Source organism: Spinactinospora alkalitolerans (genome assembly GCF_013408795.1).
In the GTDB taxonomy this organism is placed as follows: Bacteria; Actinomycetota; Actinomycetes; order Streptosporangiales; family Streptosporangiaceae; genus Spinactinospora; species Spinactinospora alkalitolerans.
In genome coordinates this window covers 5,452,654-5,475,311 of sequence record NZ_JACCCC010000001.1, presented here as the reverse complement: position 1 = coordinate 5,475,311, position 22,658 = coordinate 5,452,654, and the positions used below count along the sequence as shown (strand labels likewise).

The window sequence follows — 22,658 nt, the reverse complement described above, 5'->3', positions numbered from 1 at the left end:
ACCCGAAGAGCCGCCAGACGGATCCACGAGATGGGGGGAAGAATCCAGCGCGGCCCAGTTTAACGACACGCTCCCCGGATGCCCCAAGAGAGGGCCGAAGATGCGGGGTTTTCTGCGAACCGCCGAGAACCGCCGCGGGCGTCTGAAACCGCGGTCTCCCGAGAGCGCGGCCGCGCAGGGCGCGTTCGGAGGGTCCGGCCCGCTTCGGTCAGTGCGGGGCGCTGACCTCGGCACATAGCAGGCAGACGGGGCGCTCCCCGATGCGCGTGAGCACCAGAACGGCCGAGCCGGGCCCGGAGAGCCGCAGATCCCGGCGGAGTTTCTGCACGTCCACGGCCGATCCGCGTTTCTTAATCGTTACGTTGCCGACGCGCCGTTCGCGCAGGACCGCCCGCAGCCGCTTCAGGGAGAAGGGCATGACGTCGGTGACCTCGTAGGCCCGGCACAGCGGGGTCGGCACCAGCCGGTCGCCGGTGATGTAGGCGATGTTGGGGTCGAGCAGCGCCCCGTCCACGGCCGCGGCGGCCTCGGCCACCAGGTGCGCGCGGATCACCGCGCCGTCGGGCTCGTAGAGGTAGCGCCCCGGCGCCGCGACGGGGGGATCGCCCAGGCCGGGATCGGCGACCACGGTGGTCCGCTCCGGATCGGCCTGCGCGCCCCCGGTCCGCAGCAGGGTGGCGCGGCGTGCGGGCCGGCCCGGGATCTCGGGCGGGTCCGAGGGGAGCGGGGCCTCCGCCGGCGCCCCGAACCACAGCGCGGCCTCCTTCACCTCCCCGTCCACCGAGATCCACTCGGCGACCGCTTCGTCGGGGACCAGCTCGTGGGGGATGCCGGGCGCGGCCTTGACGCACGCGGCCGGCGCCCCCTGAGCCAGTTCCATGACCGCCGTCCAGGTCGGCGTGTAGGCGTCCGGGTTGAACACCCGTCCCCGCCGCCCCCTGCGGGCCGGGTCGCAGAACACCGCCGCGTAGTCGCCCGGCGAGGCCTGCGTCGCGTCGCCCAGGCGCACACCGGCCAGGGCGGTCAGCCCCAGCGACTCGATGTTGGCCCCGGCGACCGCGACGGTGAGGGGGTCGAGGTCCACGCCCTCCACGGTCAGGCCCTCCCCGGCCATGGCGGCGAGGTCCGCGCCGATGCCGCAACCCAGGTCGCCCACTGGTGCGGAGACGTCGGCGCGGACTCCCGCGGCGAGGCGGCGGGCGCGGTAGCGGGCGACCGGGAGGCGCGTGGCCTGCTCCAGCCCGTTGGGGGTGAAGTAGAGGCGTTCGGCCAGGGCGTCGAACTTCTCCCGCGCCCGGCCGCGCAGACGCGCCTGGGTCAGGGCCGCATTGACCAGGTCCGGAATGGGTATGCCGAGTCCGGAGAAGTCGTCATCACAGCGTGATGCGAGGTCGTGGCGCAGCCGGGTGGCGGCCTTGAGGGGGTCGGCGTCGATCTCGGCCGCGTCCAATCCGTCGAGCAGTCGCCGGCCGGCCGGCGTGAGCAGTGCGCGGAAGGCCGCGATTTGCCCGGTAGTCACCCTCGTGTTCCCCCGTGACCTGTTGTTTGACGAGCCCGATGTGCCCGGCTAATGTTCCATCCTGGCACTCTCAGAGGTAGAGTGCTAATCGCGACGAGGCCGGTCTGGCACCCGCGACGACAGGCCGCCGTGGTCGCCCCTTTACCAGCATGCCGTTTTGAAATCATCGAGCCTGAAGGGGGAGGTCACACCGTGTCGACCGCCACCGAGAGCAAGACCGTGCTGAAGCCGCTTGAGGACCGCGTCGTCGTCAAGCAGCTCGAGGCCGAGCAGACCACCGCCTCCGGCCTGGTCATCCCGGACACCGCCAAGGAGAAGCCGCAGGAGGGCGAGGTCCTCGCTGTGGGCCCGGGCCGCTGGGACGACGAGGGCGAGAACCGCATCCCGCTGGACGTCAAGGTCGGCGACGTCGTGCTGTACAGCAAGTACGGCGGCACCGAGGTCAAGTACAACAACGAGGACTACCTCGTCCTCTCCGCCCGCGACCTGCTCGCGGTCGTCGAGAAGTAGGCCTTCCACGCCTCTTGTCGTCCCCCGCCCCGGCCGGCTCTTCGCCGGGCGGGGCGGATCTGTTCTTTCGTACTTGACCGAAGGACCGAGGAAGCATGCCGAAAATCCTGGAATTCGAGGACGACGCGCGGCGCTCGCTCGAGCGCGGCGTCGACCACCTCGCCAACGCCGTCAAGGTCACGCTCGGCCCGCGGGGCCGCAACGTGGTCATCGACAAGAAGTTCGGCGCCCCCACCATCACCAACGACGGCGTGACCGTCGCGCGTGAGATCGAGCTGGACGACCCCTACGAGAACCTGGGGGCCCAGCTCGTCAAGGAGGTCGCCACCAAGACCAACGACGCCGCCGGTGACGGCACCACCACCGCCACCGTCCTGGCCCAGGCGCTCGTGCACGAGGGCCTGCGCAGCGTCGCCGCCGGCGCGTCCCCGATGTCCTTGAAGAAGGGCATCGACGCCGCCGCCCAGAAGGTGGCCGAGACCCTGGTCGACCAGGCCCGCGAGGTCGGGGAGCGCGAGGACATCGCCTACGTGGCGACCAACTCCGCGCAGGACCAGCAGATCGGCGATCTCATCGCCGAGGCCTTCGACAAGGTCGGCAAGGACGGTGTCATCACCGTCGAGGAGGCGCCGACCTTCGGCATGGACCTCGACTTCACCGAGGGCATGCAGTTCGACAAGGGCTACGTCTCGCCCTACTTCGTCACCGACGGCGACCGCCAGGAGGCGGTGCTGGAGGACGCCCTGATCCTGATCAACCAGGGCAAGATCTCCAGCCTCAACGAGCTGCTGCCGCTGCTGGAGAAGGTCGTCCAGACCAAGAAGCCGCTGCTCATCATCGCCGAGGACATCGAGGGCGACGCGCTGGGCGCGCTCGTGCTCAACAAGATCCGCGGCGCCCTCAACGTCGCCGCGGTCAAGGCCCCCGGCTTCGGCGAGCGCCGCAAGGCGATGCTGCAGGACATCGCGACCCTCACCGGCGGCCAGGTCATCGCCGAGGAGGTCGGCCTGACCCTGGAGAACGCCGACCTGGACGTGCTGGGCGGCGCCCGCCGCATCACGGTCACCAAGGACGCCACCACCATCGTGGACGGCGCCGGCGAGCAGACCGAGGTCAACGACCGGGTCAACCAGATCCGCAAGGAGATCGAGGTCAGCGACTCCGACTGGGACCGCGAGAAGCTGCAGGAGCGGCTGGCCAAGCTGGCCGGCGGCGTCAGCGTGCTGCGCGTCGGCGCGGCCACCGAGGTGGAGCTCAAGGAGAAGAAGCACCGCCTTGAGGACGCCATCTCCGCGACCCGCGCCGCCATCGAGGAGGGCATCATCGCCGGTGGCGGTTCCTCCCTGGTGCACGCCGCCAAGGCGCTGGACGGCCTGGAGCTGACCGGCGACGAGGCCACCGGCGCGGCGATCGTCCGCCGCGCGCTGGTCGAGCCGGCGCGCTGGATCGCGGTCAACGCCGGTGCCGAGGGCTACGTCGTCACCACCAAGACCGCCGAGCTGGAGTCCGGCCAGGGCTACAACGCGGTCAAGGGCGAGTACGGCGACCTGATGTCCCAGGGCATCATCGACCCGGTGAAGGTCACCCGCTCCGCGGTGCAGAACGCGGCCTCCATCGCCGGGATGCTGCTGACCACCGAGGCGCTCGTCGTCGACAAGCCCGAGGAAGAGGAGGCCGAGGCCGGCCACGGCCACGGTCACGGCCACTAGCGAAGACCGCGGGCGCGGCCGGCCGGCGCGGCCGGTCCGCATCCGCGGCGGTTGTGCGCACTATCATGCGTGCCCCGGATCACACTCCGGGGCACGCATGCTTTTGGGGACAAACGCCCTAAATGTGATCATTCTGTTGCCGTTAATCGTGACGTGTAAGTGTGTACGTGTGGGCATCATTCGATACGTGACGGATCCACGCGTCGCGGGGGGCGTGCTCGCGGAACGACCAAGTGCCCGGCCGAGAACGGATGACACGGAGCTGAACCACCTGACCTCGCTGGCCATCCAGGGGGACGACGGTGCGGTGGACTCGCTCATCAGAGAGGTCCACCCCATGGTGGTCCGCTACTGCAGGGCCCGCCTGGCCCGCGTCTCCGGCTACGCGCACACCTCCGACGACGTCGCGCAGGAGGTCTGCATCGCCCTCCTGGCGGCGCTGCCGCGCTACCGGGACATGGGACGGCCCTTCGTCTCCTTCGTCTTCGGGATCGCCGCGCACAAGGTCGCCGACGCCCTCAGGGTCTCCAGGCGCGTCGACGTGCCCACCGACTCCGTTCCGGACCGCCCCGACGACGGGCCCGGGCCGGAGGAGGCCGCGGTGCGCACCGCGGAGGCCGAGCGGGCCAGGGCGCTGCTGAGTGAACTTCCCGAGCAGCAGAGGCGGCTGCTCGTCATGCGCGTGATTGCGGGTCTATCTGCTGATGAGACGGGACATGTACTGGGAATGTCGGCCGGGGCGGTACGGGTTGCCCAGCACCGAGCTCTGGCTCGGCTTCGGGAGGTGGCCGTGGCGAACCGCCTCTTCTAGCCGCGCCCGCCACGCCCCGACGTTCCCTGGTCCCCGCGGCCGCCGCTGCCCCTCGCGCGTGCGCCCGGGCCCCTACTGTGCGGTGCCCCACTGGCCCAGGGGCCGCCGGGTCTAGACGCAATGCCGTTCAGTTAAGGAAGTCAGGGCTCTGTCAACACCGTGATGTCCACGGTGGCTTTGTAGGTAGTGCGGTCTACCCCGTTGGAGCGGGCGTGGTACTTCGAGATCGCGCGTTTGACCACCCGCGGCGCCGTCCGCAGACGCCGCTGGGGCAGCAGGTTCGCCAACACCTGCTGCCCGATCACCCCCCGCAGGTCGACCCGCTCGCCGGCGATGGTGTTCTCGGCCCGGACCAAGCAGTCCCGGGCGGCCTCGACCGCCACGGTGAAACTCGCTTGGAGCGGGCTGTGGCCGGTGGCGGTCACCGCGTCAGCGATCGCGTACCGCACCACCTGGTAGGTCGCCAGCAGCGCCCACACCTCCTGCTCCAGCCCTTCGGGGTCCTTGGCCCGCAGCACCCGGCGGCCGAGCAGGGAGGACTTCAGCTCACCGTAGGCGGTCTCGATCTCCCACCGCTGGTGGTACAGGGCCACCAGGTCGGTAGCCGGGTAGCGGTCGACGTCGACCAGGGTGGTGGCCAACCGGTAGCGGCCGGTGCTTTGGCCCTGGCCGGTGGCGATGGTGATCTGTGCCTCGATCAGCCGTAGCCGCCGCTTGCCGCGCATGACCAGCCAGGTCCCGTCCTTGAGTCGGCGTAGCCGTCGGGGGTTGCTGCCGGCGCTCATGCGCACGAGTATCTCGGCTCCGGTCGCGGTGAACTCTTCCAGCACGGTGGCGGCGTCAAAGCCGCGGTCGGCCAGGACCAGCCGGCCTGGGCCCATCGCCTGGCACAGGGCGGGCGCGTAGGCCGTCTCGCCGTGGCGGACGGGGCCGAACGTGGCTGCCAGGAGTGCGCGCGAGCCGGTCGCTACCAGGGCCAGCAGCCGTAGCTGGGGGTAGCCCGCCCCGGCCCAGCGGGTCGCTCCCTGGGAGCGGTGCACACTCCGGTTGGCTGCTGAGGCGGGCACGTCCAGCAGGGTGCCGTCGATGGCGCACACCAGCAGCCCTTTGAACCGGTGGGCGGTGTGGGTGGGGTCGGCCAGGAGGGTGAACAGGGCTTTGAGGGGTGCGGGGCCCAGGCGTTTGCGGGCGTAGAACAGCGCCGAGGCGGTGGGGCGGGGGGTCAGGTTCAGGCCGCTGGTGAGTTTGCGCCAGATCGCGGTCCAGCCCAAGGGGGCGAACAGTCCACCTGCCAGGAGCAGGTACACCACGACGCGGGCGGGCAGGAGACGGAGTCGCTGGTGGTGTCTGCCGCGCTCGGCGAGCACGGCGTCGACCATCTCGAAGGGCACGATCTGGGTGAGTTCTCCCAGGTGGCCGGGGGCGAAGACGCTGGGGGCGGAGCGGACTTCGCGGGTCGTGGCACAATGGTCGGGCAAGGGGTTCCCTGGTGACAGGCGTTGTGAGAGATGACTGTTCTACCAGGGAACCCCTTCTTCATGCTCCAGGGGGCAGGGGCCGGGGTTGACAAGGCACATCAGCCCCTAACTGAACGGCATTGGGTCTAGACGGTGATGGGAGAGGGCCGGCGCTGTTTCCAGGCCCTGCTGTGGTGAACGGGAGACCGTGGACCCCGGCGCCCGCCCAAGCGCATCGGCTTTCGCCATGGCCCGACCGGTCTTTCCGACGCTGCTTCAACGCAAAACGCCCAGTCAGTCCACCGGCGGGTCGCCATGCGAGACCGAGGCCGAGGAACCGCGGTAAAGGCGGAATGCGGTATCCACTGTGCCCGCCACCGCGAATCCATAACGCCACGGTCGTGAAAAAACCGCCCTGGCGGCCGTCACAGCCAACGGTTTACCCTCTAGACGCCAGAGTTCACTCTCAACACGAGTGGTACATCGGGGGATTCGCGTGTCGAGTGAGTGCAATCCGTATTCTCAGGAGAGAGAATGTCCCACCACCGATGGGCGTGGCGGTCATCCGCCGCCGCAGTGGCCGCCGTTTTCGGATTATTGACCCAGGTCAGTCCCGTGTCCGCCGCGGAAGCAGATTCTTCGGACGCGCCGCCGGCCGCTTCGGAAGCGCAACTCCCCTTGGACCGCCTGCAGGTCGCGAGCACGAACGTCGGCGCGGACCGTCTGGACCGCCCCACAGCGATCGCCGCACCGGACGACGGCAGCGGGCGGCTGTTCATCACGCAGAAGGAGACGGGCACGGTCCGCGTTTACCATCCCGATGACGGATTCTCCGCCGATCCTCTTCTCGATATCGGTGACCGGATCACCAGCGGAGGCAATGAGCAGGGGCTTCTTGGAATCGCCCCCTCACCGGATTTCGCGGAGAATCCCGAAATCTATGTCGCCTACACCAGTGCCGACGAAGGCACACTCACACTGTCGCGTTTCCCGATGGACCGTCCTGACCAGGCGGTCGTTCCCGCGGACAGCGAAGAGGTCCTGCTGACCGAGGAACACGCCGAATACACCAACCACAATGGCGGCGACGTCCAGTTCGGGCCTGACGGGTATCTCTACTGGAGCCTCGGCGATGGAGGCAACGCGGGCGACATCCTGAACAACGGCCAGAACCTCAGCACGCTGCTGGGCACGATCGTGCGCATCGACGTCGGTCGAGAGTGCGGCGATCTCGCCTACTGCGTCCCCGAGGACAACCCCTTCGTCTCCGTCCCCGACGCGAGGCCGGAGATCTGGGTCTACGGCCTGCGCAACCCCTGGAGGTTCTCGTTCGACCCGGAGAACGGCTCGATGTGGATCGCCGACGTCGGCCAGGGCATCCATGAGGAGGTCAACCACCTGTCGGCCGGTGAAGGCGGCGCGAACTTCGGCTGGCCCTGCCGCGAGGGCCCCGATGCCTACGACGAGGAGCGCTGCGATGCCGGCGGCGACTACGTCGACCCGGTCTTCTCCTACACGCATGAAGGCAGAGACTGCTCGGTGACCGGTGGCCTGGTCTACCGCGGCGAGGAGTTCGCCGACCTGGCCGGCGGCACCTACATCATGGCCGACTACTGCACCGGCAACACATGGGGCATTCGACCGAAGGGCGACGGGACCTACGCCACCGGGCACATCGGAACCCTGCCCATCCAGGTCACGACCTTCGGCGCCGACGCATCGGGCGAGTTCTACGTCGTCAACGACCTGCCCGGCCAGTTCTACCGGGTCTCCTTCGAGGCGCTGCCCCCTCCCGTCAACTGCGCGGTGGACTACACGGTGGACAGCGACTGGGGCAGCGGGTTCACCGCCACGGTCGTGGTCACCAACACCGGGGACGAGCCCATCGACGGCTGGGAGCTGGAGTGGGACTTCGCCGGCGACCAGCAGGTGACGAACCAGTGGCAGGCGGAGGTCGCCCAGGAGGGTTCCGCCGTTTCCGCGGCCAACCTCGAATGGAACAACGTGATCAGACCGGGCGACTCCCGGAGCTTCGGTTTCCACGCGAGCTTCACCGGCGACAACGCGGCGCCGGATGAGTTCACGCTGAACGGCTCGGTCTGCGAGGGCTGAGCCGGACACCGCCTCCGCTGATTCCGGTCATGTGTCCGGGCTGAGCGGCGAGCGGAGCGGAAGGAGACCGTGGCCGCCGCCGCGGCGGAACACCGCGGCGGCGGCCACGGCGTCCACTCGTCCATTCGGCCACGGGTCTCCTTCCGCACGTGTTGCCACGGCATCCGCGTCCGCACGTCCGCGCGGGCGTTCCCCCGCCCGGCGCGCGGCCGTGCTGTGACGCTGCCCACCGAAGGGGGCCTGACCGGCCCGGACTTCGGATCGTGGCCGCGCGGGTGCCGTGAGGGGTCCTAGGATGAAACGGCACGCGCGAGTGGTTGGAAGGTGTCATGACGCTCAATCCATCGGGGGCCGCCGAGAAGGTGCTGCCGCCCGGGCTCACCTATGACGACGTCCTACTGGTGCCGGCCTATTCGGACCTGCAGCCGGGCGAGGCCGACACGGCGACCCGGCTGACGCGCAACATCAGGCTGCGCATCCCGCTGGTGTCGGCGGCGATGGACACCGTGACCGAGGCGCGCATGGCCGTGGCGATGGCCCGGCAGGGCGGCGTCGGCGTGCTGCACCGCAACCTCTCCGTCGAGGGCCAGGCCGCCCAGGTCGACCTGGTCAAGCGTTCCGAGGCCGGCATGGTCACCGACCCCGTCACCTGCGGCCCCGACGACACGCTCGCCGACGTCGAGGCGCTCAGCGCCCACTACCGCATCTCCGGTGCCCCGGTCACCGACGCCGAGGGCCGGCTGGTCGGCATCGTGACCAACCGCGACATGCGCTTCGAGAGCGACCGCGGCCGCAGGGTGCGCGACGTCATGACCCCGATGCCGCTGGTCACCGCGCCCGTCGGGGTCTCGCGCGAGGACGCCTACCGGCTGCTGCGCGAGAACAAGGTCGAGAAGCTGCCGCTGGTCGACGGGCAGGACCGGCTGCGCGGGCTGATCACCGTCAAGGACTTCATCAAGAGCGAGCAGTACCCCGACGCCACCAAGGACGCCGACGGCCGGCTCGTGGTCGGCGCGGCGGTCGGCGTGGGGCCCGACTCCGAGCAGCGCGCGCACGCCCTCGTCGAGGCCGGGGCCGACTTCGTCGTCGTCGACACCGCGCACGGGCACTCCACCGGCGTCATCGAGATGGTCTCCAAGCTCAAGGCCAACACCCGGGCCGACATCGTCGCGGGCAACATCGCCACCCGCGCCGCCGCGCAGGCGCTGATCGAGGCCGGGGCCGACGCCGTCAAGGTCGGCGTGGGCCCGGGCTCCATCTGCACCACCCGCGTCGTCGCGGGCGTCGGCGCGCCGCAGGTCACCGCCGTCCTGGAGGCGGCCAAGGCCGCGGGCCCGGCCGGCGTCCCGGTCATCGCCGACGGCGGCCTGCAGTACTCCGGCGACATCGCCAAGGCGATCGTGGCCGGCGCGAGCACGGTGATGCTCGGCAGCCTGCTCGCCGGCGTCGAGGAGAGCCCCGGCGAGCTCATCTTCATCAACGGCAAGCAGTTCAAGTCCTACCGGGGCATGGGCTCGCTCGGCGCGATGCGCGGGCGCTCCTTCTCCAAGGACCGCTACTCCCAGGCCGACGTCGCCACCGAGGAGAAGCTGATCCCCGAGGGCATCGAGGGCCAGGTTCCCTACCGCGGTCCGCTGTCGGCGGTGGCGCACCAGCTCACCGGAGGTCTGCGCCAGTCCATGTGGTACGCGGGCGTGCGCGTCGTCGACGACCTGCGCGAGCGCGGCCAGTTGATGCAGATCACCTCGGCCGGGCTCAAGGAGAGCCACCCGCACGACATCCAGATGACCGTCGAGGCGCCGAACTACGACGGCCGCCGCTAGCGGCCCTCCCCGCAGTCCCGCCCGCACCTTCGGTGAGCGGGGGCGCTGCTCAGGGGTAAACTCGCGGCGGCGGTACGCGCCGGTGGCAAGCACGAGAGGGGATCGAAGCGTTGGCTCAGGTTGAGATCGGGCTGGGCAAGAACGGGCGGCGGGCCTATGAGCTCGACGAGATCGGGATCGTGCCCGCCCGCCGCACGCGCGACCCCGAAGAGGTGTCCATCACGTGGCAGATCGACGCCTACCGGTTCGAGACGCCGCTGGTCGTCAGCCCGATGGACAGCGTGGTCTCGCCGAAGACCGCCGTCGCGATCGGCGAGCTGGGCGGCCTGGGCGTGCTCGACCTGGAGGGGCTGTGGACCCGCTACGAGGATCCCGAGTCGCTGCTGGCCGAGATCAACGAGCTCGATGACGCCGCGGCCACCCTGCGGCTGCAGGAGATCTACGCCGCTCCGATCCAGGAGGAGCTGATCGGCCGGCGCATCGAGGAGATCCGGCGGGCCGGCGTGGTCACCGCCGCGCGGCTGTCGCCGCAGCGCACCGCGCAGTACCACAAGGCAGTCATCGACGCCGGTGTGGACATCTTCGTCATCCGCGGCACCACCGTCTCGGCCGAGCACGTCTCCGGCCGCGCCGAGCCGCTCAACCTCAAGCAGTTCATCTACGACCTCGACGTCCCGGTCGTCGTCGGCGGCTGCGCCACCTACACCGCGGCCCTGCACCTGATGCGCACCGGCGCGGCCGGAGTGCTGGTCGGCTTCGGCGGCGGCTCCGGCCACACCACCCGCAGTGTGCTGGGCGTCGCCGTGCCCATGGCCAGCGCCATCGGTGACGTCGCCGCGGCCAGGCGCGACTACCTCGACGAGTCCGGCGGCCGCTACGTGCACGTCATCGCCGACGGCGGCATGACCCACAGCGGCGACATCGCCAAGGCCCTGGCCTGCGGCGCCGACGCCGTCATGGTCGGTTCCCCGCTGGCCCGCGCCGAGGAGGCCCCGGGCCGCGGCCACCACTGGGGCAGCGAGGCGCACCACCATGAGCTTCCGCGCGGGGAGCGCCTCAACGTCGGCACGATCGGCACCCTGTCGTCGATCCTGCACGGCCCGGCCTCCACCAGCGACGGCTCGATGAACCTGATGGGCGCGCTGCGCCGCACCATGGCGACCTCCGGCTACTCCGACCTCAAGGAGTTCCAGCGGGTCGAGGTCGTCGTCGCACCGCACTAGCCTCTTCTGCCGTCCTTGACCGCAGGGGGTTCGGGCCTCGACCATGGGCCCGCGGTGAACGGGCGGTCCCGCCGTGTGGCCGTAGGCCCGTTTCGGCGGGGTGTCCGGCTCCGCGCGAAGCACATCGGATGTTTTGCGGTCCAGGCCGAAACCGTGGTTTCGGTGTGTGCCCAAGGCGACAGGTCTGCTTCACGCACGGATGCGTGGTTCACTCGATGGGCCTTCGGCCACACGAGGGGGCCGCGATTCCTTCCCGGGGCCGGGGTCGCAACCCCCTGAGGCCAAGGCCCGAATCCGAGATCCGCGAAGAACGCGACGGCGCACGGGTCTGTGCCGGCCCGGCCCCGTCCAGTAGGTTGTTCCCCGGTCGACCGTGTCCGCCCTCTCCGCGCCGAGTGCCCCCGTCACGAGTTGAGGTGTCCGTGACCGTCTCTCCCCCTGCCGACGACATGGAGCGAGGCCCCGGAAGCGCTCCGGATGACAAGATCCCCTCCGCCCCCTGGCGACCCGTGGTCATGGCGGGCGCAGCGGTGCTGGCCACGGTCGGCGTGACGGGCGGAATCCTTGGCGCGGTCGCCGGCGTGGCGGATCCGGCGGCCCCCCAGGCCCTGCCGCCCGGCCCGCGGGAGAAGGGCGGGCTGATCGACACGGTGCCCGGCTCCACGGAGGAAGCCTCCGAGGCGGCAGGGGACCGGGCCGGCGGCCGGGGCGACACCCGCCCGTCACCGGACGGGACCGCCTACCTCACCGAGCCCGACCCGGAGTGGCTGGACCGGGTCTCGGCGGCGACCGGGATCCCGCGCCGCGGGCTCCAGGGCTACGCCGAAGCGCAACTGCACCTGATGGCCGAGCAGCCGGACTGCCGGATCTCCTGGCCCACGCTGGCCGCGGTCGGTTCGGTGGAGTCGCACCACGGCACCTACGCCGGCGGCGAGCTCGGCTCCGACGGGCGCACCAGCGTCGAGGTCATCGGCATCCCCCTCGACGGCTCCAACAACACCGTCGCCATCCGCGACACCGACGGCGGCGAGCTCGACGGCGACACCGAGTGGGACAGGGCGGTCGGCCCGATGCAGTTCATCCCGACGACCTGGGACATCTGGGCGGCCGACGCCAACGGGGACGGCACGGCCGACCCGCACAACATCGACGACGCCTCGCTGAGCGCGGCCCGCTACCTGTGCGCCGAGGGGCGCGACCTCACCACCTCCGACGGCTGGTGGTCGGCGATCCTGTCCTACAACGAGTCCGAGGACTACGCCGAGGAGGTCCTGGGCATCGCCAAGGACTACGCCTACGAGGCGGGCTGACCCAGCGCCGACCGCCGCGGCACCGGACGGTCTCCCCGACGCGCCGCCGATGCGTGAGGTACTCGTCACTCCGCGATATACCCTGATGGATCCGCACGAAATTGGGTAATCGGCTGGGTAGGTACCCGTCTCGGAAGGGCATGAGATGACGGCAGCGCGTATGGGGCCCGAAGAGCGCGCCGGCGCGCTCGCGCACATGGCGGAGAACGAGCTCGACGTCCTGGTGGTGGGCGGCGGCGTCGTCGGCGCCGGCGTTGCGCTGGACGCCGTGTCGCGCGGGCTGTCCGTGGGGCTGATCGAGGCCCGCGACTTCGCCGCGGGCACCTCCAGCAGGTCCAGCAAGCTGATCCACGGCGGCCTGCGCTACCTGGAGCAGTTGGACTTCGAGCTGGTCCGCGAGGCGCTGACGGAGCGCGGGCTGCTGCTGCAGCGCCTGGCCCCGCACCTGGTGCGGCCGGTTCCGTTCCTGTTCCCGTTCACCAAGCACTGGGAGCGCCCCTACATCGGCGCCGGGGTCGCGCTCTACGACACGCTGTCCATGACCATGGGTACCTCCCGCGGCCTGCCGCACCACCGGCACCTCACGCGCGGGGGAGCCATGCGGATCTTCCCGGCGCTGCGCCGCGACGCGTTCGTCGGGGCGGTGCAGTACTGGGACGCCCAGGTCGACGACGCCCGCTACGTCGTGACCCTGCTGCGCACGGCCGCCTCCTTCGGGGCGCGCATCGCCTCGCGCGTGCAGGCGGTCGGGTTCCTGCGCGAGGGCGAGCACGTCACCGGGGCGAAGGCGCAGGACCTGGAGTCCGGCGAGGAGTTCGAGATCCGGGCCAAGCAGGTGGTCAACGCCGCCGGCGTGTGGACCGACGACATCCAGGAGATGGTCGGCGGGCGCGGCCAGATCCACGTCAGCGCGTCCAAGGGGATCCATCTCGTCGTGCCGCGCGACCGGGTCCAGGCGTCGTCGGGTCTGATCCTGCGCACCGAGAAGAGCGTGCTGTTCGTCATCCCGTGGGGGCGGCACTGGATCATCGGCACCACCGACACCTCCTGGGACCTGGACAAGGCGCACCCCGCGGCCAGCCGCACCGACATCGACTACGTCCTCGACCACGTCAACCAGGTGCTGCGGGTGCCGTTGACCAGGGACGACGTTGAGGGCGTGTACGCGGGGCTGCGCCCGCTGCTGTCGGGGGAGTCCGACGAGACCTCCAAGCTGTCGCGGGAGCACACCGTCGCCCACCCCGTTCCGGGCCTGGTGCTGATCGCCGGCGGCAAGTACACCACCTACCGGGTCATGGCCAAGGACGCCGTCGACGCGGTCGCGCACGGGCTCGGCGGCGGCGTTCCGGAGTCGGTCACCGACAGGGTGCCGCTGGCCGGGGCCGACGGCTTCGCGGCGCTGTGGAACCAGCGCAGGAAGCTCGCCCGCGAGTCCGGCGTGCACGTGTCACGGGTCCAGCACCTGCTGCGCCGCTACGGGTCGATGGTCCACGAGGTCCTCGCGCTCATCGCCGAGCGCCCCGACCTGAAGGAGCCGCTGACCGGCGCCGACGACTACCTGCGCGCCGATGTCGTCTACGCGGTCCTCCACGAGGGCGCGCGCCACCTCGACGACGTGCTGTCGCGCCGCACGCACGTCTCGATCGAGACCTGGGACCGCGGCCTCGCGGTGGCCGAGGAGGCCGCCCGGCTGATGGCCGGGCCCCTGGGCTGGGACGACGAGCAGGTCAAGCGCGAGGCCGAGTACTACCGCAAACGCATCGAGGCCGAGCGCGCCGCCCAGGAGCAGGACAGCGACCACGAGGCCGACGCCGTCCAGCACGGCGCCCCCGACATCGTCCCCGAGACCCGCAGCATGAGGGTGAGCTGACCGGCGCCGATCTTGACCGTGAGTTTCAACCTCGACCACTGGGGGTTTTGAAGCCTCAACCACAGGAGGGATCCGCGGTGACCGGGCGATCCTCTCGTGTGGCCGTAGGCCCCCTACAGGGATCGCCCCGGCGCCGCGCAGCCCACGCCGCCTGCTTGGGCGCCGGGCCGAAACCGGGGTGTCGGTCTGTGCCCAGGGTGTCGGCGTGCGCTTCGCGCGTGGGAGGGCGATTTTCCGTCTATGGGGCCTTCGGCCACGCGAGAGAATCGCCCACCCGCGCGCCCTCACTCCTGGGGCCGACCTTCACGGTCCCCTGGGGTCGAGGTGGAGGGGACCCACCCGCGCGCCTACTTCATCCCGGGGCCGAGGTTGAAACCCAAGATCAAGATCGGCGAGGTCAGGACCAGGGCAGGAACCGGCGCAGACCGCCTGCCCTGCGCTTCTCGGCCACCAGCCGGGAGAGGTAGGCCTCCCAGCGTTCGGTGACGGAGTCGATGTGGAACGCGGCGGCCTTGTCCCGGGCGTTGCCGCCCAGACGGCGCCGCTCGTCGGCGTCCTCGACCAGGCGCAGCAGCCCGGCGGCGAGGGCGTCGACGTCCTGGTCGGCCACCAGCAGCCCGTCGTGCCCGTGCGTGATGAGTTCTCGGGGGCCGTAGGGGCAGTCGAAGCTGACGACCGGGACGCTGGCGGCGAAGGACTCCAGGATGGTCATCCCGAAGCCCTCCTGCCGCGAACTCACCGCGACGACGGACGCCTTGGCGAACTCCGAGGTGATGTCGGGGTTGCGCCCCATGAGGACGACGTTGTTGTTCAGGCCAAGGCGGTCGACGGCCGCGCGGATGCCGGCGCGCTCGATGCCGCGCCCGTAGATGCGCAACTGCCATTCCGGGTGCTTGTCGGCCACGGAGGCGAACGCCTCGACCAGCTTGGGGTACTGCTTGACCCAGATCAGCCGCCCGGCCGTGGCGATGATCGGGTTGGTCAGCCGGGATCGGGCGTGGAAGCCGTCGGGCAGCGGGTTGGGCATGGTGGTGACCCAGCCGCCGTCCTTGCCCAGGAAGTCGGTGTAGTCCCGCCGGTCGGAGTCGGTCAGCACGGTGAGGCCGTCGAGCCGGGTGTGGTGGGCGCGGATGTGCTCCTTGACGTCGTCGGGCTGCTGGCCGAGGTTGAGGTGCTCCTGGCCGATGCATACGGCCTTCTTCGGCCCCCACTGGGCGAGCAGGGAGTTCAGCCCGGGCCGCGTGGCGATGACGACGTCGCTGTCGAGCTTGGAGAGGTAATCGCGGAGAACGGCGTCGCTGTGGGCGTTGAAGAACGAGTGCAGGTTGTTCTCGCTGGCCGGGACGTTGCCGGACGGCTGGAGTTCGAGCTCGCGGGCTCGGGGGCCGGGGTCGGGGCGGTCGGCCCAGCTCCGGTTGTGGGCCAGGGAGCGCAGCCGGACCTCGGGGCTGATCTGGAAGAAGGGCTCATGGGCGTTCTGCGCCATGCTGACGATCTCGACGTCGTGCCGTTTGACCAGATTATTGGCCAGATTCGTGGTGGTGCGGATCGTGCCGCCCATGCCGTAGACGTTGCCGATGAGGAAGGTGATCTTCACGGGTCAGGCCACCTCGAAGTCCGACTCGTCGGCCTGGTCGGCACCGTCGTCGGTCGTCCCGTCGGATTCGCGGACGGCGAGGACGGTGAGGTTGTCCTTGTCGGTGTAGTAGGGCCGGAAGCGCAGGGGTGCGTCCGGGGTCTGCACCAGCACCCCGGGGTAGCCGATCCGGCCCTTCTTGCCGACGATGTCGTCGCTGTGGGAGCCCAGCCGCAGTTCGCGGTCCTGCCCGGGCAGCCGCAGCCACAGGTCCCACTCGTTGTGGTGGCGCCCGTGGTCGTGGGCCCGTGACAGCGGGGCCAGCGGGATCGTGCACAGGAACTCGCCGTCGCTCAACGTCACCGGAACGACGAGTTCGCCGTCCAGGTCGCGCTGCCGGGCCACCAGCTCCGCGCCGCCCGCCCCGTCCGGTGCCGCCGTGCGGGCGAGGCGACCCGACAGCGTCACCTGCTCCGATGCGGTGTCGACCCGGTCGACCTGGGCGTAGGGCTTCACGGAGCGCACGCGGATCCGCAGTCGGCCCGTCGCCGTCCGCACGGCCAGGAACTCCCGCTCGGCCGGGCGAGCGGCCTGCGCGCGCCGCTCGGCGGCGTCGTAGCAGGGGTCGGCGGTCAGGACCGGCCGCTGCGCGCCGTCGGCGCCGACCCAGCGCACCGCCCACGTCCCCGCGGCGACGCCGACCGGGCCGAGCTCGGCCCGCGCCCGTGTCCCCGCCACGCTGACCGGCAGCGACACCGGTTCGCAGGCGTCCTTGTTCTTACCGGTCGGGAGCAGGACCACCCGGGCGTCCCCGTCAGACGGGTCGAGCAACTCCAGCTCCAGTACGTCCCCGGCGACGACACGACTGACGTCAACCCGCATCGAACCCTCACCTTTCGCGGGCGCGCGTCGGCACCGACCACTCGTGCCCGCACGCCGCCCCTCCGTGGCGTTCCAACGGTCGAGGGTGACTTTACGTCACGATGCACGCTGGTCAGCGCACCGCGACCACCGATAAAGGAGAGAACGGCCCACAGTCGGCCAAAAGTCGTTTTCCACCTGATATGGAACTTTCAGGAAGTTCTCATGTTCCCAAGTGAGACCACATGAAGGAAACCTTTCGGTTTCCGCTCACGTTTCCAAAGTGATCTGTGCCACTATCGCCGCTGTGTGTTCTCCGCTGCCTTTATCCGCGTTCCGACGTGGACCTGGTGCTCACCGCCGGAGTCGACGGCTTCGCCCAGGTGCTGGTGGTGCATACGCCCGAGGCCGCGCAGAATCCTGATCTGGCCGAGCTGGAGCTGGCGCTGGGGACCGAGGGCGTGACGATGACCCAGGACGCCGGCGGCGAGGCCGAAGAGGGCGGCGGCACCGGCCAGATGGCCGTCGACGCCCACACCGGCGAGACGGTGCGGCGCCGCTTCACGGTGTTCGGCGCCGATCGGGGGTCCACGGGAGAGTGGCCCAGTGACAAGGGCTACGTCGGCGGCACGGTCGACGGCTCGACCGGCCTGACCCGGCTGGGCGCCCGCGCCTACGACACGACGATCGGCCGGTTCGTCTCGGTTGACCCGGTGATGAACCTGGACGATCCGCAGCAGATGCACGGCTACGCCAACGGCAACCCGGCGACCTGGAGCGACCCCTCGGGCCTGCTGCTGCCGGGCGGCTACACCAAAAAGCCCGACCCGCCGCGCGGGGTCAACGACATCACCCAGATCAAACAAGAGGCGATGTGGACCCGCCAGGGCAGAAACCTCGCCGAGATGCGCGCCGGCAACGGAAGGTACAACTACTCCCCGTACTACTACGCCTCCTACTACCCCTCCGGGAGCTGCTCATCCTCCCCCGGAGGAGGCTCCGACTACGGAGCGGTCAACCACGATCCCTACGCCGCCGTCGTCTCCGGCATCGCCCTCCTCGCCCGGCTCCCGGGCGTCGTCGGATAGCGGCCACGCACCATCGGGTCCGCCCTCCGGCAAGTAACGGGGGTGGATCCGATCGTCCCGGCATGAAAGCAAGAATGCAGCGTGCATGAAAGTGAGAATGCGGTGCCCTGTCTTCTGCGCGTTGCCGTCGTTCCGGTCGACCAGGAGCTGACCACCCGCGAAGCCGCTGGACTGCTCGGTGTGTCCCGGTCGGCGCTGATCAAGCTGCTGGACGACGGGGAGATCGGCTCCTCCCGCCCCGGTTCGAGTCGGCGGATACCGCTGCACGAGGTCGTGGCGTACAAGCGGCGCCGCAGCCACAAGCGCAGGACGCGGCTAGACGAGATGACGGCCGATGCCGTTGAGGCAGGCATCCACGGCATGCCTGCCCCCGGAGGAGAAGGCGTCGACAGCGAGCCGTGACCATCGACCGGGTCCTGGACCACCTCTCCAGCTCAGGCGCCGTTCGGTTCGCGGACGAAGCTCGTCGCCTTCGTAAGGCACCGCTCTTCTGTGCGGGCGCGGGCGATTGGGCGCGGTCGTCCACAGGGCGGGAAAATCGGTCGATAACCGGTCTCCGGTTCGTCAGACTTGAGCCGTGCTACTGACGATCTCCACCACGCACCGGCCGGCGACGGACCTCGGGTTCCTGCTGCACAAGCATCCCGACCGGGTGCAGCGGTTCGAGCAGTCCTACGGGACCGCGCACGTGTTCTACCCCGAGGCGGGGCCGGACGCGTGCACCGCCGCGCTGCTGCTGGAGGTCGACCCGCAGGCGCTGCTGCGGGCGCGGCGCGGGGCGAACAGCCCCGACTTCGCGCTCGCCCAGTACGTCAACGACCGCCCGTTCGCCGCGTCATCGCTGTTCGCCGTCGCGCTGGGCGACGTGTTCCGCTCCGCGCTCAAGGGCAGGTGCGCGGCGCGGCCCGAGCTGCCGGGGACGGCCCTGCCGCTGGTCCTGAAGCTGCCCGCAGTGCCGTGCCGGGGCGGAGCCGAACGGGCGCGGCGGATGTTCGAGCCGCTGGGCTGGGAGGTCGAGGCCGAACCCGTGCCGCTCGACCCGGGCCTGCCCGACTGGGGCGACTCCCGCTACGTCGCCCTCACCCTCACCGGTGAGCAGCGGCTGGCCGACGCGCTCAGCCACCTGTACGTGCTGCTGCCCGTCCTCGACGGCGCCAAGCACTACTGGGTCAGCGGCGAGGAGGTCGACAAGCTGCTGCGAGCGGCAGGAGAAACCGCGGCGCGGAGCGCCTCGATTGAGGGCGGTGGTGGGCGACGGGCGGGCTGGCTCAAGGACCATCCGGAACGCGACTTCATCACCCGGCGCTACCTCGCGCGGCGCGGGCGGCTGGTCCGCACCGCCATCGAGCGGTTGGCCGAGGTCGAGGACGTCGCGGAGGAGGCGGCGGAGGAAGGGGACACGGCGCAGGCCGCCGACCCGGTCAGCGAGGAGGCGGCCGGATGGGCCGGGACCAGCGGCTCCGCCGGATCGGTTGAGCCTGCCGACCCCGCCCCTCCCGCCGAAACCGACGAGCGCGGGCCCTCGCTGGCGGATCAGCGGGCCGGGGCGGTGCTGGCGGTCCTCAAGGCCGAGGGCGCCCGCAGGGTCGTCGACCTGGGGTGCGGCTCGGGCCGACTTCTCGGTCGGCTGCTCGACGACCCGGTGTTCGAACGCGTCACCGGCGTCGACGTGGCGGCGAACGCGGTCGAGTGGGCGCACCGGCGGCTGCGCACCGAGCGCATGCCCGAACGGCAGCGGCGACGGCTGGAGCTGTTCGTCGGCTCCCTCGTCTACCGCGACGCCCGGTTCTCCGGGCACGACGCGGCCGTGCTGATGGAGGTCGTCGAGCACGTCGACCCGTCGCGGCTGCCCGCCTTGGAGCGGGTCGTGTTCGGCCACGCCGCGCCGCGCACCGTCGTCGTCACGACCCCCAACGTCGAGTACAACGCGCGCTACGACGGCCTGGAGGAGGGCCGCCTCCGGCACGCCGACCACCGGTTCGAGTGGACCAGGGCGCGGTTCCGGGCCTGGGCCGACGGCGTCGCCGAGGAGTACGGCTACCGGGTGCGGTACCTGCCCGTGGGCCACGACGACCCCGGCCTGGGGCCGTCCACGCAGATGGGAGTGTTCACCCGATGACCGAGAAGCGCGTGCTCACCGTGCCGGAGACGGGTCTGGTGGTGCTCGTCGGCGTGTCGGGCTCGGGCAAGTCGACGTTCGCCGCCCGGCACTTCCGCCCCACCCAGGTGATCAGCTCCGACTTCTGCCGGGGCGTGGTCAGCGACGACACCGACGACCAGGGCGCCTCCGCCGACGCCTTCGCCCTCCTGCACCACATCGTGGCCACGCGGCTGCGGCGCGGCCTGCTGGCCGTCGTCGACGCCACCAACGTGCAGCGCGCCGTGCGCGGGCAGCTCCTGCGCATCGCCAAGGAGCACGACGTGCTGAGCACCGCGATCGTGCTCGACGTGCCCGAACGCCTGGCCCAGGAGCGCAACCGCGCCAGGACCGACCGCGACCTGCCCGCCCACGTGGTCCCGCGCCAGCGCCGGGACCTCCGGCGCGACCTGCGCAACCTCGGCAAGGAGGGCTTCCGCCGGGTGCACGTGCTGCGCGGCGAGGACGAGATCGACGCCGCGGCCGTCGAGCTGGAGAGGTCGTGGAACGACAGGCGCGAGCTCACCGGCCCGTTCGACGTCATCGGCGACGTGCACGGCTGCCGCGTCGAACTGGAGGAGCTGCTCACCGACCTCGGCTACGCGATCGAACGCGACGGCCTCGGCCGGGCCGTCGGCGCCCGCCACCCCGACCGCACCGCCGTGTTCGTCGGCGACCTGGTGGACCGCGGCCCCGACACCCCCGGCGTGCTGCGGCTGGTCATGGGCATGGTCGCCGACGGCGACGCGTTGTGCGTGTCCGGCAACCACGAGAACAAGCTGGTGCGGGCGCTCAAGGGGCGCAACGTGCGCGTGGGGCACGGCCTGGCCGAGTCCCTGGAACAGCTCGGCGCCGAGACCGAGGAGTTCCGGCAGGCGGTGCTGCGGTTCTGCGACGGCCTGATCAGCCACTACGTGCTCGACGGCGGCAAGCTGGTCGTCGCGCACGCCGGCCTGAAGGAGGCCTACCACGGACGGGCCTCGGGACGGGTGCGCTCCTTCGCGCTCTACGGCGAGACCACCGGCGAGACCGACGAGTACGGCCTGCCGGTGCGCTACCCGTGGGCGCAGGACTACCGGGGCCGCGCCGCGGTCGTCTACGGGCACACCCCCACGCCCAAGGCCGAATGGCTCAACAACACGATCTGCCTGGACACCGGGTGCGTGTTCGGCGGCCGGCTCACCGCGCTGCGCTATCCCGAACGGCTGATCGCCGACGTGCCGGCGCGGCAGGTCTGGTACGAACCGACCCGGCCGTTCCCCGGCGCCGCGGCCGGGCCGTCGGCCGGGTTCGCGCCCGAGTCCGGCGTGCCCGACATCGGCGACGTGCTCGTCGGCGCGGACGACCCCGGCGGCGGCGCGATCGAGACCGCGAACGGCCCGGTGCGGATCCGGCAGGAGAACGCGCTGGCGGCGCTGGAGGTGATGAGCCGCTTCGCCGTCGACCCCCGGTGGCTGCTGTACCTGCCGCCCACGATGGCGCCGACCCCGACCTCGGCCGACCCCGCGCTGCTGGAGCGCCCGGCCGAGGCGTTCGCCCACTACCGCGACGCCGGGATCGGCCGGGTCGTCTGCCAGGAGAAGCACATGGGGTCGCGCGCCGTCGCCGTGGTCTGCCGCGACGCCGCGGCGGCCGAGCGGCGGTTCGTGCCCGGGATCCTCGGCGCCGTCCACACCCGCACCGGGCGCCCGTTCTTCGCCGACCCGGACGTGGAGTCCGCGGTTCTGGCCGAGCTGCGCGCCGGGATCGGGGCGGCCGGGCTGTGGGAGGAGCTCGGCACCGACTGGCTGGCGCTGGACGGCGAGATGCTGCCGTGGTCGGCCAAGGCCGAAGGGCTGATCCGCGACCAGTACGCCTCCGTCGGCGCGGCCGGGCGGGCGGCGCTGCCCGCCGCGGGCGAGGCCCTGGCCGCGGCCGCCGGGCGCGGGCTCGACGTCGCGGATCTGGCGGAGCGCACGGCCCGGCGCGCCGACGGCGTCGAGGCGTTCAGCGCGGTCTACCGCCGCTACACCTGGCCCACCGACGGCCCGGCCGGACTGCGGTTCGCGCCGTTCGCGGTGCTGGCCGGGGAGGGCGCGGAGTTCACCGGCCGCGACCACCTGTGGCACATGGGCGTCGCCGAGCGGCTCGCCGAGCACGCCGGCATCGTGCTCACGACGCGCTACCTCGCCGTCGACGTCACCGACCCGGCCGCGACGGAGTCCGCGGCGGCCTGGTGGGGGCAGCTGGTGGCGGCCGGCGGCGAGGGCATGGTCGTCAAGCCGCTGTCCGGCGCGCGGGCCAGGGCCCGCAGGGGCCTGGCCCAGCCGGGGCTGAAGGTGCGCGGCCCGGAGTACCTGCGCATCATCTACGGCCCCGACTACCTGGAGCCCGGACGCATCGAGGCGCTGCGCGAGCGCCGGTTGGGCCGCAAGAACGGCCTGGCCCTGCGCGAACACCGGCTCGGCCTGGAGTCGCTGGCCCGCCACGCCGACGGCGAGTCCCTGTGGCGGGTACACCAGGCGGTCTTCGGCGTGCTCGCCCTGGAATCCGAACCGGTCGACCCCCGGCTGTGACCCCGGTCGCAGGGTGCAAGCTCCGCGGTGACTGGGCCACCCGCGCGCCATTACGTCCTGGGGCGGGATTCGCCGGATCGGCGGCTCGCGACACTAA

The 22,658-nt window shown here is 71.2% G+C and carries 15 protein-coding genes and 1 pseudogene; 12 read left to right on the top strand and 4 right to left on the bottom strand.

Annotated elements, in window-relative coordinates; all coding sequences use genetic code 11:
- Positions 1 to 208: 208 nt before the first annotated feature.
- A complete protein-coding gene (locus HDA32_RS24345; RefSeq protein ID WP_179645398.1) occupies positions 209 to 1,519 on the bottom strand; it encodes a class I SAM-dependent methyltransferase in 1,311 nt (436 codons plus the stop codon).
- Between the two features lie 192 nt (positions 1,520 to 1,711).
- Here HDA32_RS24345 and groES point away from each other — a divergent pair, with 192 nt between their 5' ends.
- The 3 genes from groES to HDA32_RS24330 all read left to right on the top strand — a co-directional run bounded on the left by groES (position 1,712) and on the right by HDA32_RS24330 (position 4,549).
- Entirely contained in the window at positions 1,712 to 2,029 is a 318-nt protein-coding gene (gene groES / locus HDA32_RS24340; protein WP_179645397.1) for a co-chaperone GroES, read from the top strand.
- A gap of 95 nt (positions 2,030 to 2,124) precedes the next feature.
- The gene (gene groL, locus HDA32_RS24335; protein ID WP_179645396.1) at positions 2,125 to 3,738 is read left to right on the top strand and encodes a chaperonin GroEL; all 1,614 of its coding nucleotides are present in this window, start codon (positions 2,125 to 2,127) and stop codon (positions 3,736 to 3,738) included.
- 187 nt (positions 3,739 to 3,925) lie between these two features.
- Positions 3,926 to 4,549: a sigma-70 family RNA polymerase sigma factor gene (locus tag HDA32_RS24330; RefSeq protein ID WP_312863314.1), complete on the top strand. Its 624-nt coding sequence runs from the start codon at positions 3,926 to 3,928 to the stop codon at positions 4,547 to 4,549.
- Between the two features lie 140 nt (positions 4,550 to 4,689).
- Here the strand turns inward: HDA32_RS24330 and HDA32_RS24325 are convergent, their stop codons facing one another.
- Positions 4,690 to 6,027 carry an IS4 family transposase gene (locus HDA32_RS24325; protein ID WP_179641472.1) on the bottom strand — a complete coding sequence of 446 codons (1,338 nt, stop codon included), beginning with the start codon at positions 6,025 to 6,027 and terminating at the stop codon, positions 4,690 to 4,692.
- 657 nt (positions 6,028 to 6,684) lie between these two features.
- On the opposite strand from HDA32_RS24325, the gene HDA32_RS24320 reads away from it, so the two are divergent.
- The 5 genes from HDA32_RS24320 to HDA32_RS24300 all read left to right on the top strand — a co-directional run bounded on the left by HDA32_RS24320 (position 6,685) and on the right by HDA32_RS24300 (position 14,344).
- Entirely contained in the window at positions 6,685 to 8,118 is a 1,434-nt protein-coding gene (locus HDA32_RS24320; RefSeq protein WP_218882583.1) for a PQQ-dependent sugar dehydrogenase, read from the top strand.
- Positions 8,119 to 8,447: 329 nt separating this feature from the next.
- Positions 8,448 to 9,941, top strand: a complete 1,494-nt coding sequence (gene guaB / locus HDA32_RS24315) for an IMP dehydrogenase (protein WP_179645393.1) — start codon at positions 8,448 to 8,450, stop codon at positions 9,939 to 9,941.
- Between the two features lie 110 nt (positions 9,942 to 10,051).
- On the top strand, positions 10,052 to 11,164 hold the full coding sequence (locus HDA32_RS24310; protein WP_179645392.1) for a GuaB3 family IMP dehydrogenase-related protein: 1,113 nt from the start codon (positions 10,052 to 10,054) through the stop codon (positions 11,162 to 11,164).
- A 422-nt stretch (positions 11,165 to 11,586) separates the two neighbouring features.
- A complete protein-coding gene (locus HDA32_RS24305; protein ID WP_312863313.1) occupies positions 11,587 to 12,474 on the top strand; it encodes a lytic transglycosylase domain-containing protein in 888 nt (295 codons plus the stop codon).
- Positions 12,475 to 12,619: 145 nt separating this feature from the next.
- Positions 12,620 to 14,344: a glycerol-3-phosphate dehydrogenase/oxidase gene (locus HDA32_RS24300; RefSeq protein WP_179645391.1), complete on the top strand. Its 1,725-nt coding sequence runs from the start codon at positions 12,620 to 12,622 to the stop codon at positions 14,342 to 14,344.
- A 397-nt stretch (positions 14,345 to 14,741) separates the two neighbouring features.
- On the opposite strand, the gene HDA32_RS24295 is transcribed toward HDA32_RS24300, so the two are convergent.
- Together HDA32_RS24295 and HDA32_RS24290 are read right to left on the bottom strand one after the other, a co-directional pair.
- On the bottom strand, positions 14,742 to 15,941 hold the full coding sequence (locus HDA32_RS24295) for a glycosyltransferase family 4 protein (RefSeq protein ID WP_179645390.1): 1,200 nt from the start codon (positions 15,939 to 15,941) through the stop codon (positions 14,742 to 14,744).
- A gap of 3 nt (positions 15,942 to 15,944) precedes the next feature.
- Entirely contained in the window at positions 15,945 to 16,802 is an 858-nt protein-coding gene (locus HDA32_RS24290; protein WP_179645389.1) for a hypothetical protein, read from the bottom strand.
- Between the two features lie 317 nt (positions 16,803 to 17,119).
- Here HDA32_RS24290 and HDA32_RS32130 point away from each other — a divergent pair.
- The 4 genes and pseudogenes from HDA32_RS32130 to HDA32_RS24270 form a co-directional block, all read left to right on the top strand.
- Positions 17,120 to 17,575 (top strand): annotated as a pseudogene (locus HDA32_RS32130) (RHS repeat-associated core domain-containing protein); the annotation flags it as partial.
- A gap of 396 nt (positions 17,576 to 17,971) precedes the next feature.
- Positions 17,972 to 18,271 (top strand): excisionase family DNA-binding protein, encoded by a 300-nt coding sequence (locus tag HDA32_RS24280; RefSeq protein ID WP_179645388.1) that lies wholly within the window; start codon positions 17,972 to 17,974, stop codon positions 18,269 to 18,271.
- A 175-nt stretch (positions 18,272 to 18,446) separates the two neighbouring features.
- The gene (locus HDA32_RS24275) at positions 18,447 to 19,988 is read left to right on the top strand and encodes a 3' terminal RNA ribose 2'-O-methyltransferase Hen1 (protein ID WP_179645387.1); all 1,542 of its coding nucleotides are present in this window, start codon (positions 18,447 to 18,449) and stop codon (positions 19,986 to 19,988) included.
- Positions 19,985 to 22,561 (top strand): polynucleotide kinase-phosphatase, encoded by a 2,577-nt coding sequence (locus HDA32_RS24270; protein ID WP_179645386.1) that lies wholly within the window; start codon positions 19,985 to 19,987, stop codon positions 22,559 to 22,561. Before HDA32_RS24275 ends, HDA32_RS24270 begins: the two co-directional genes overlap by 4 nt.
- Positions 22,562 to 22,658: the final 97 nt, after the last annotated feature.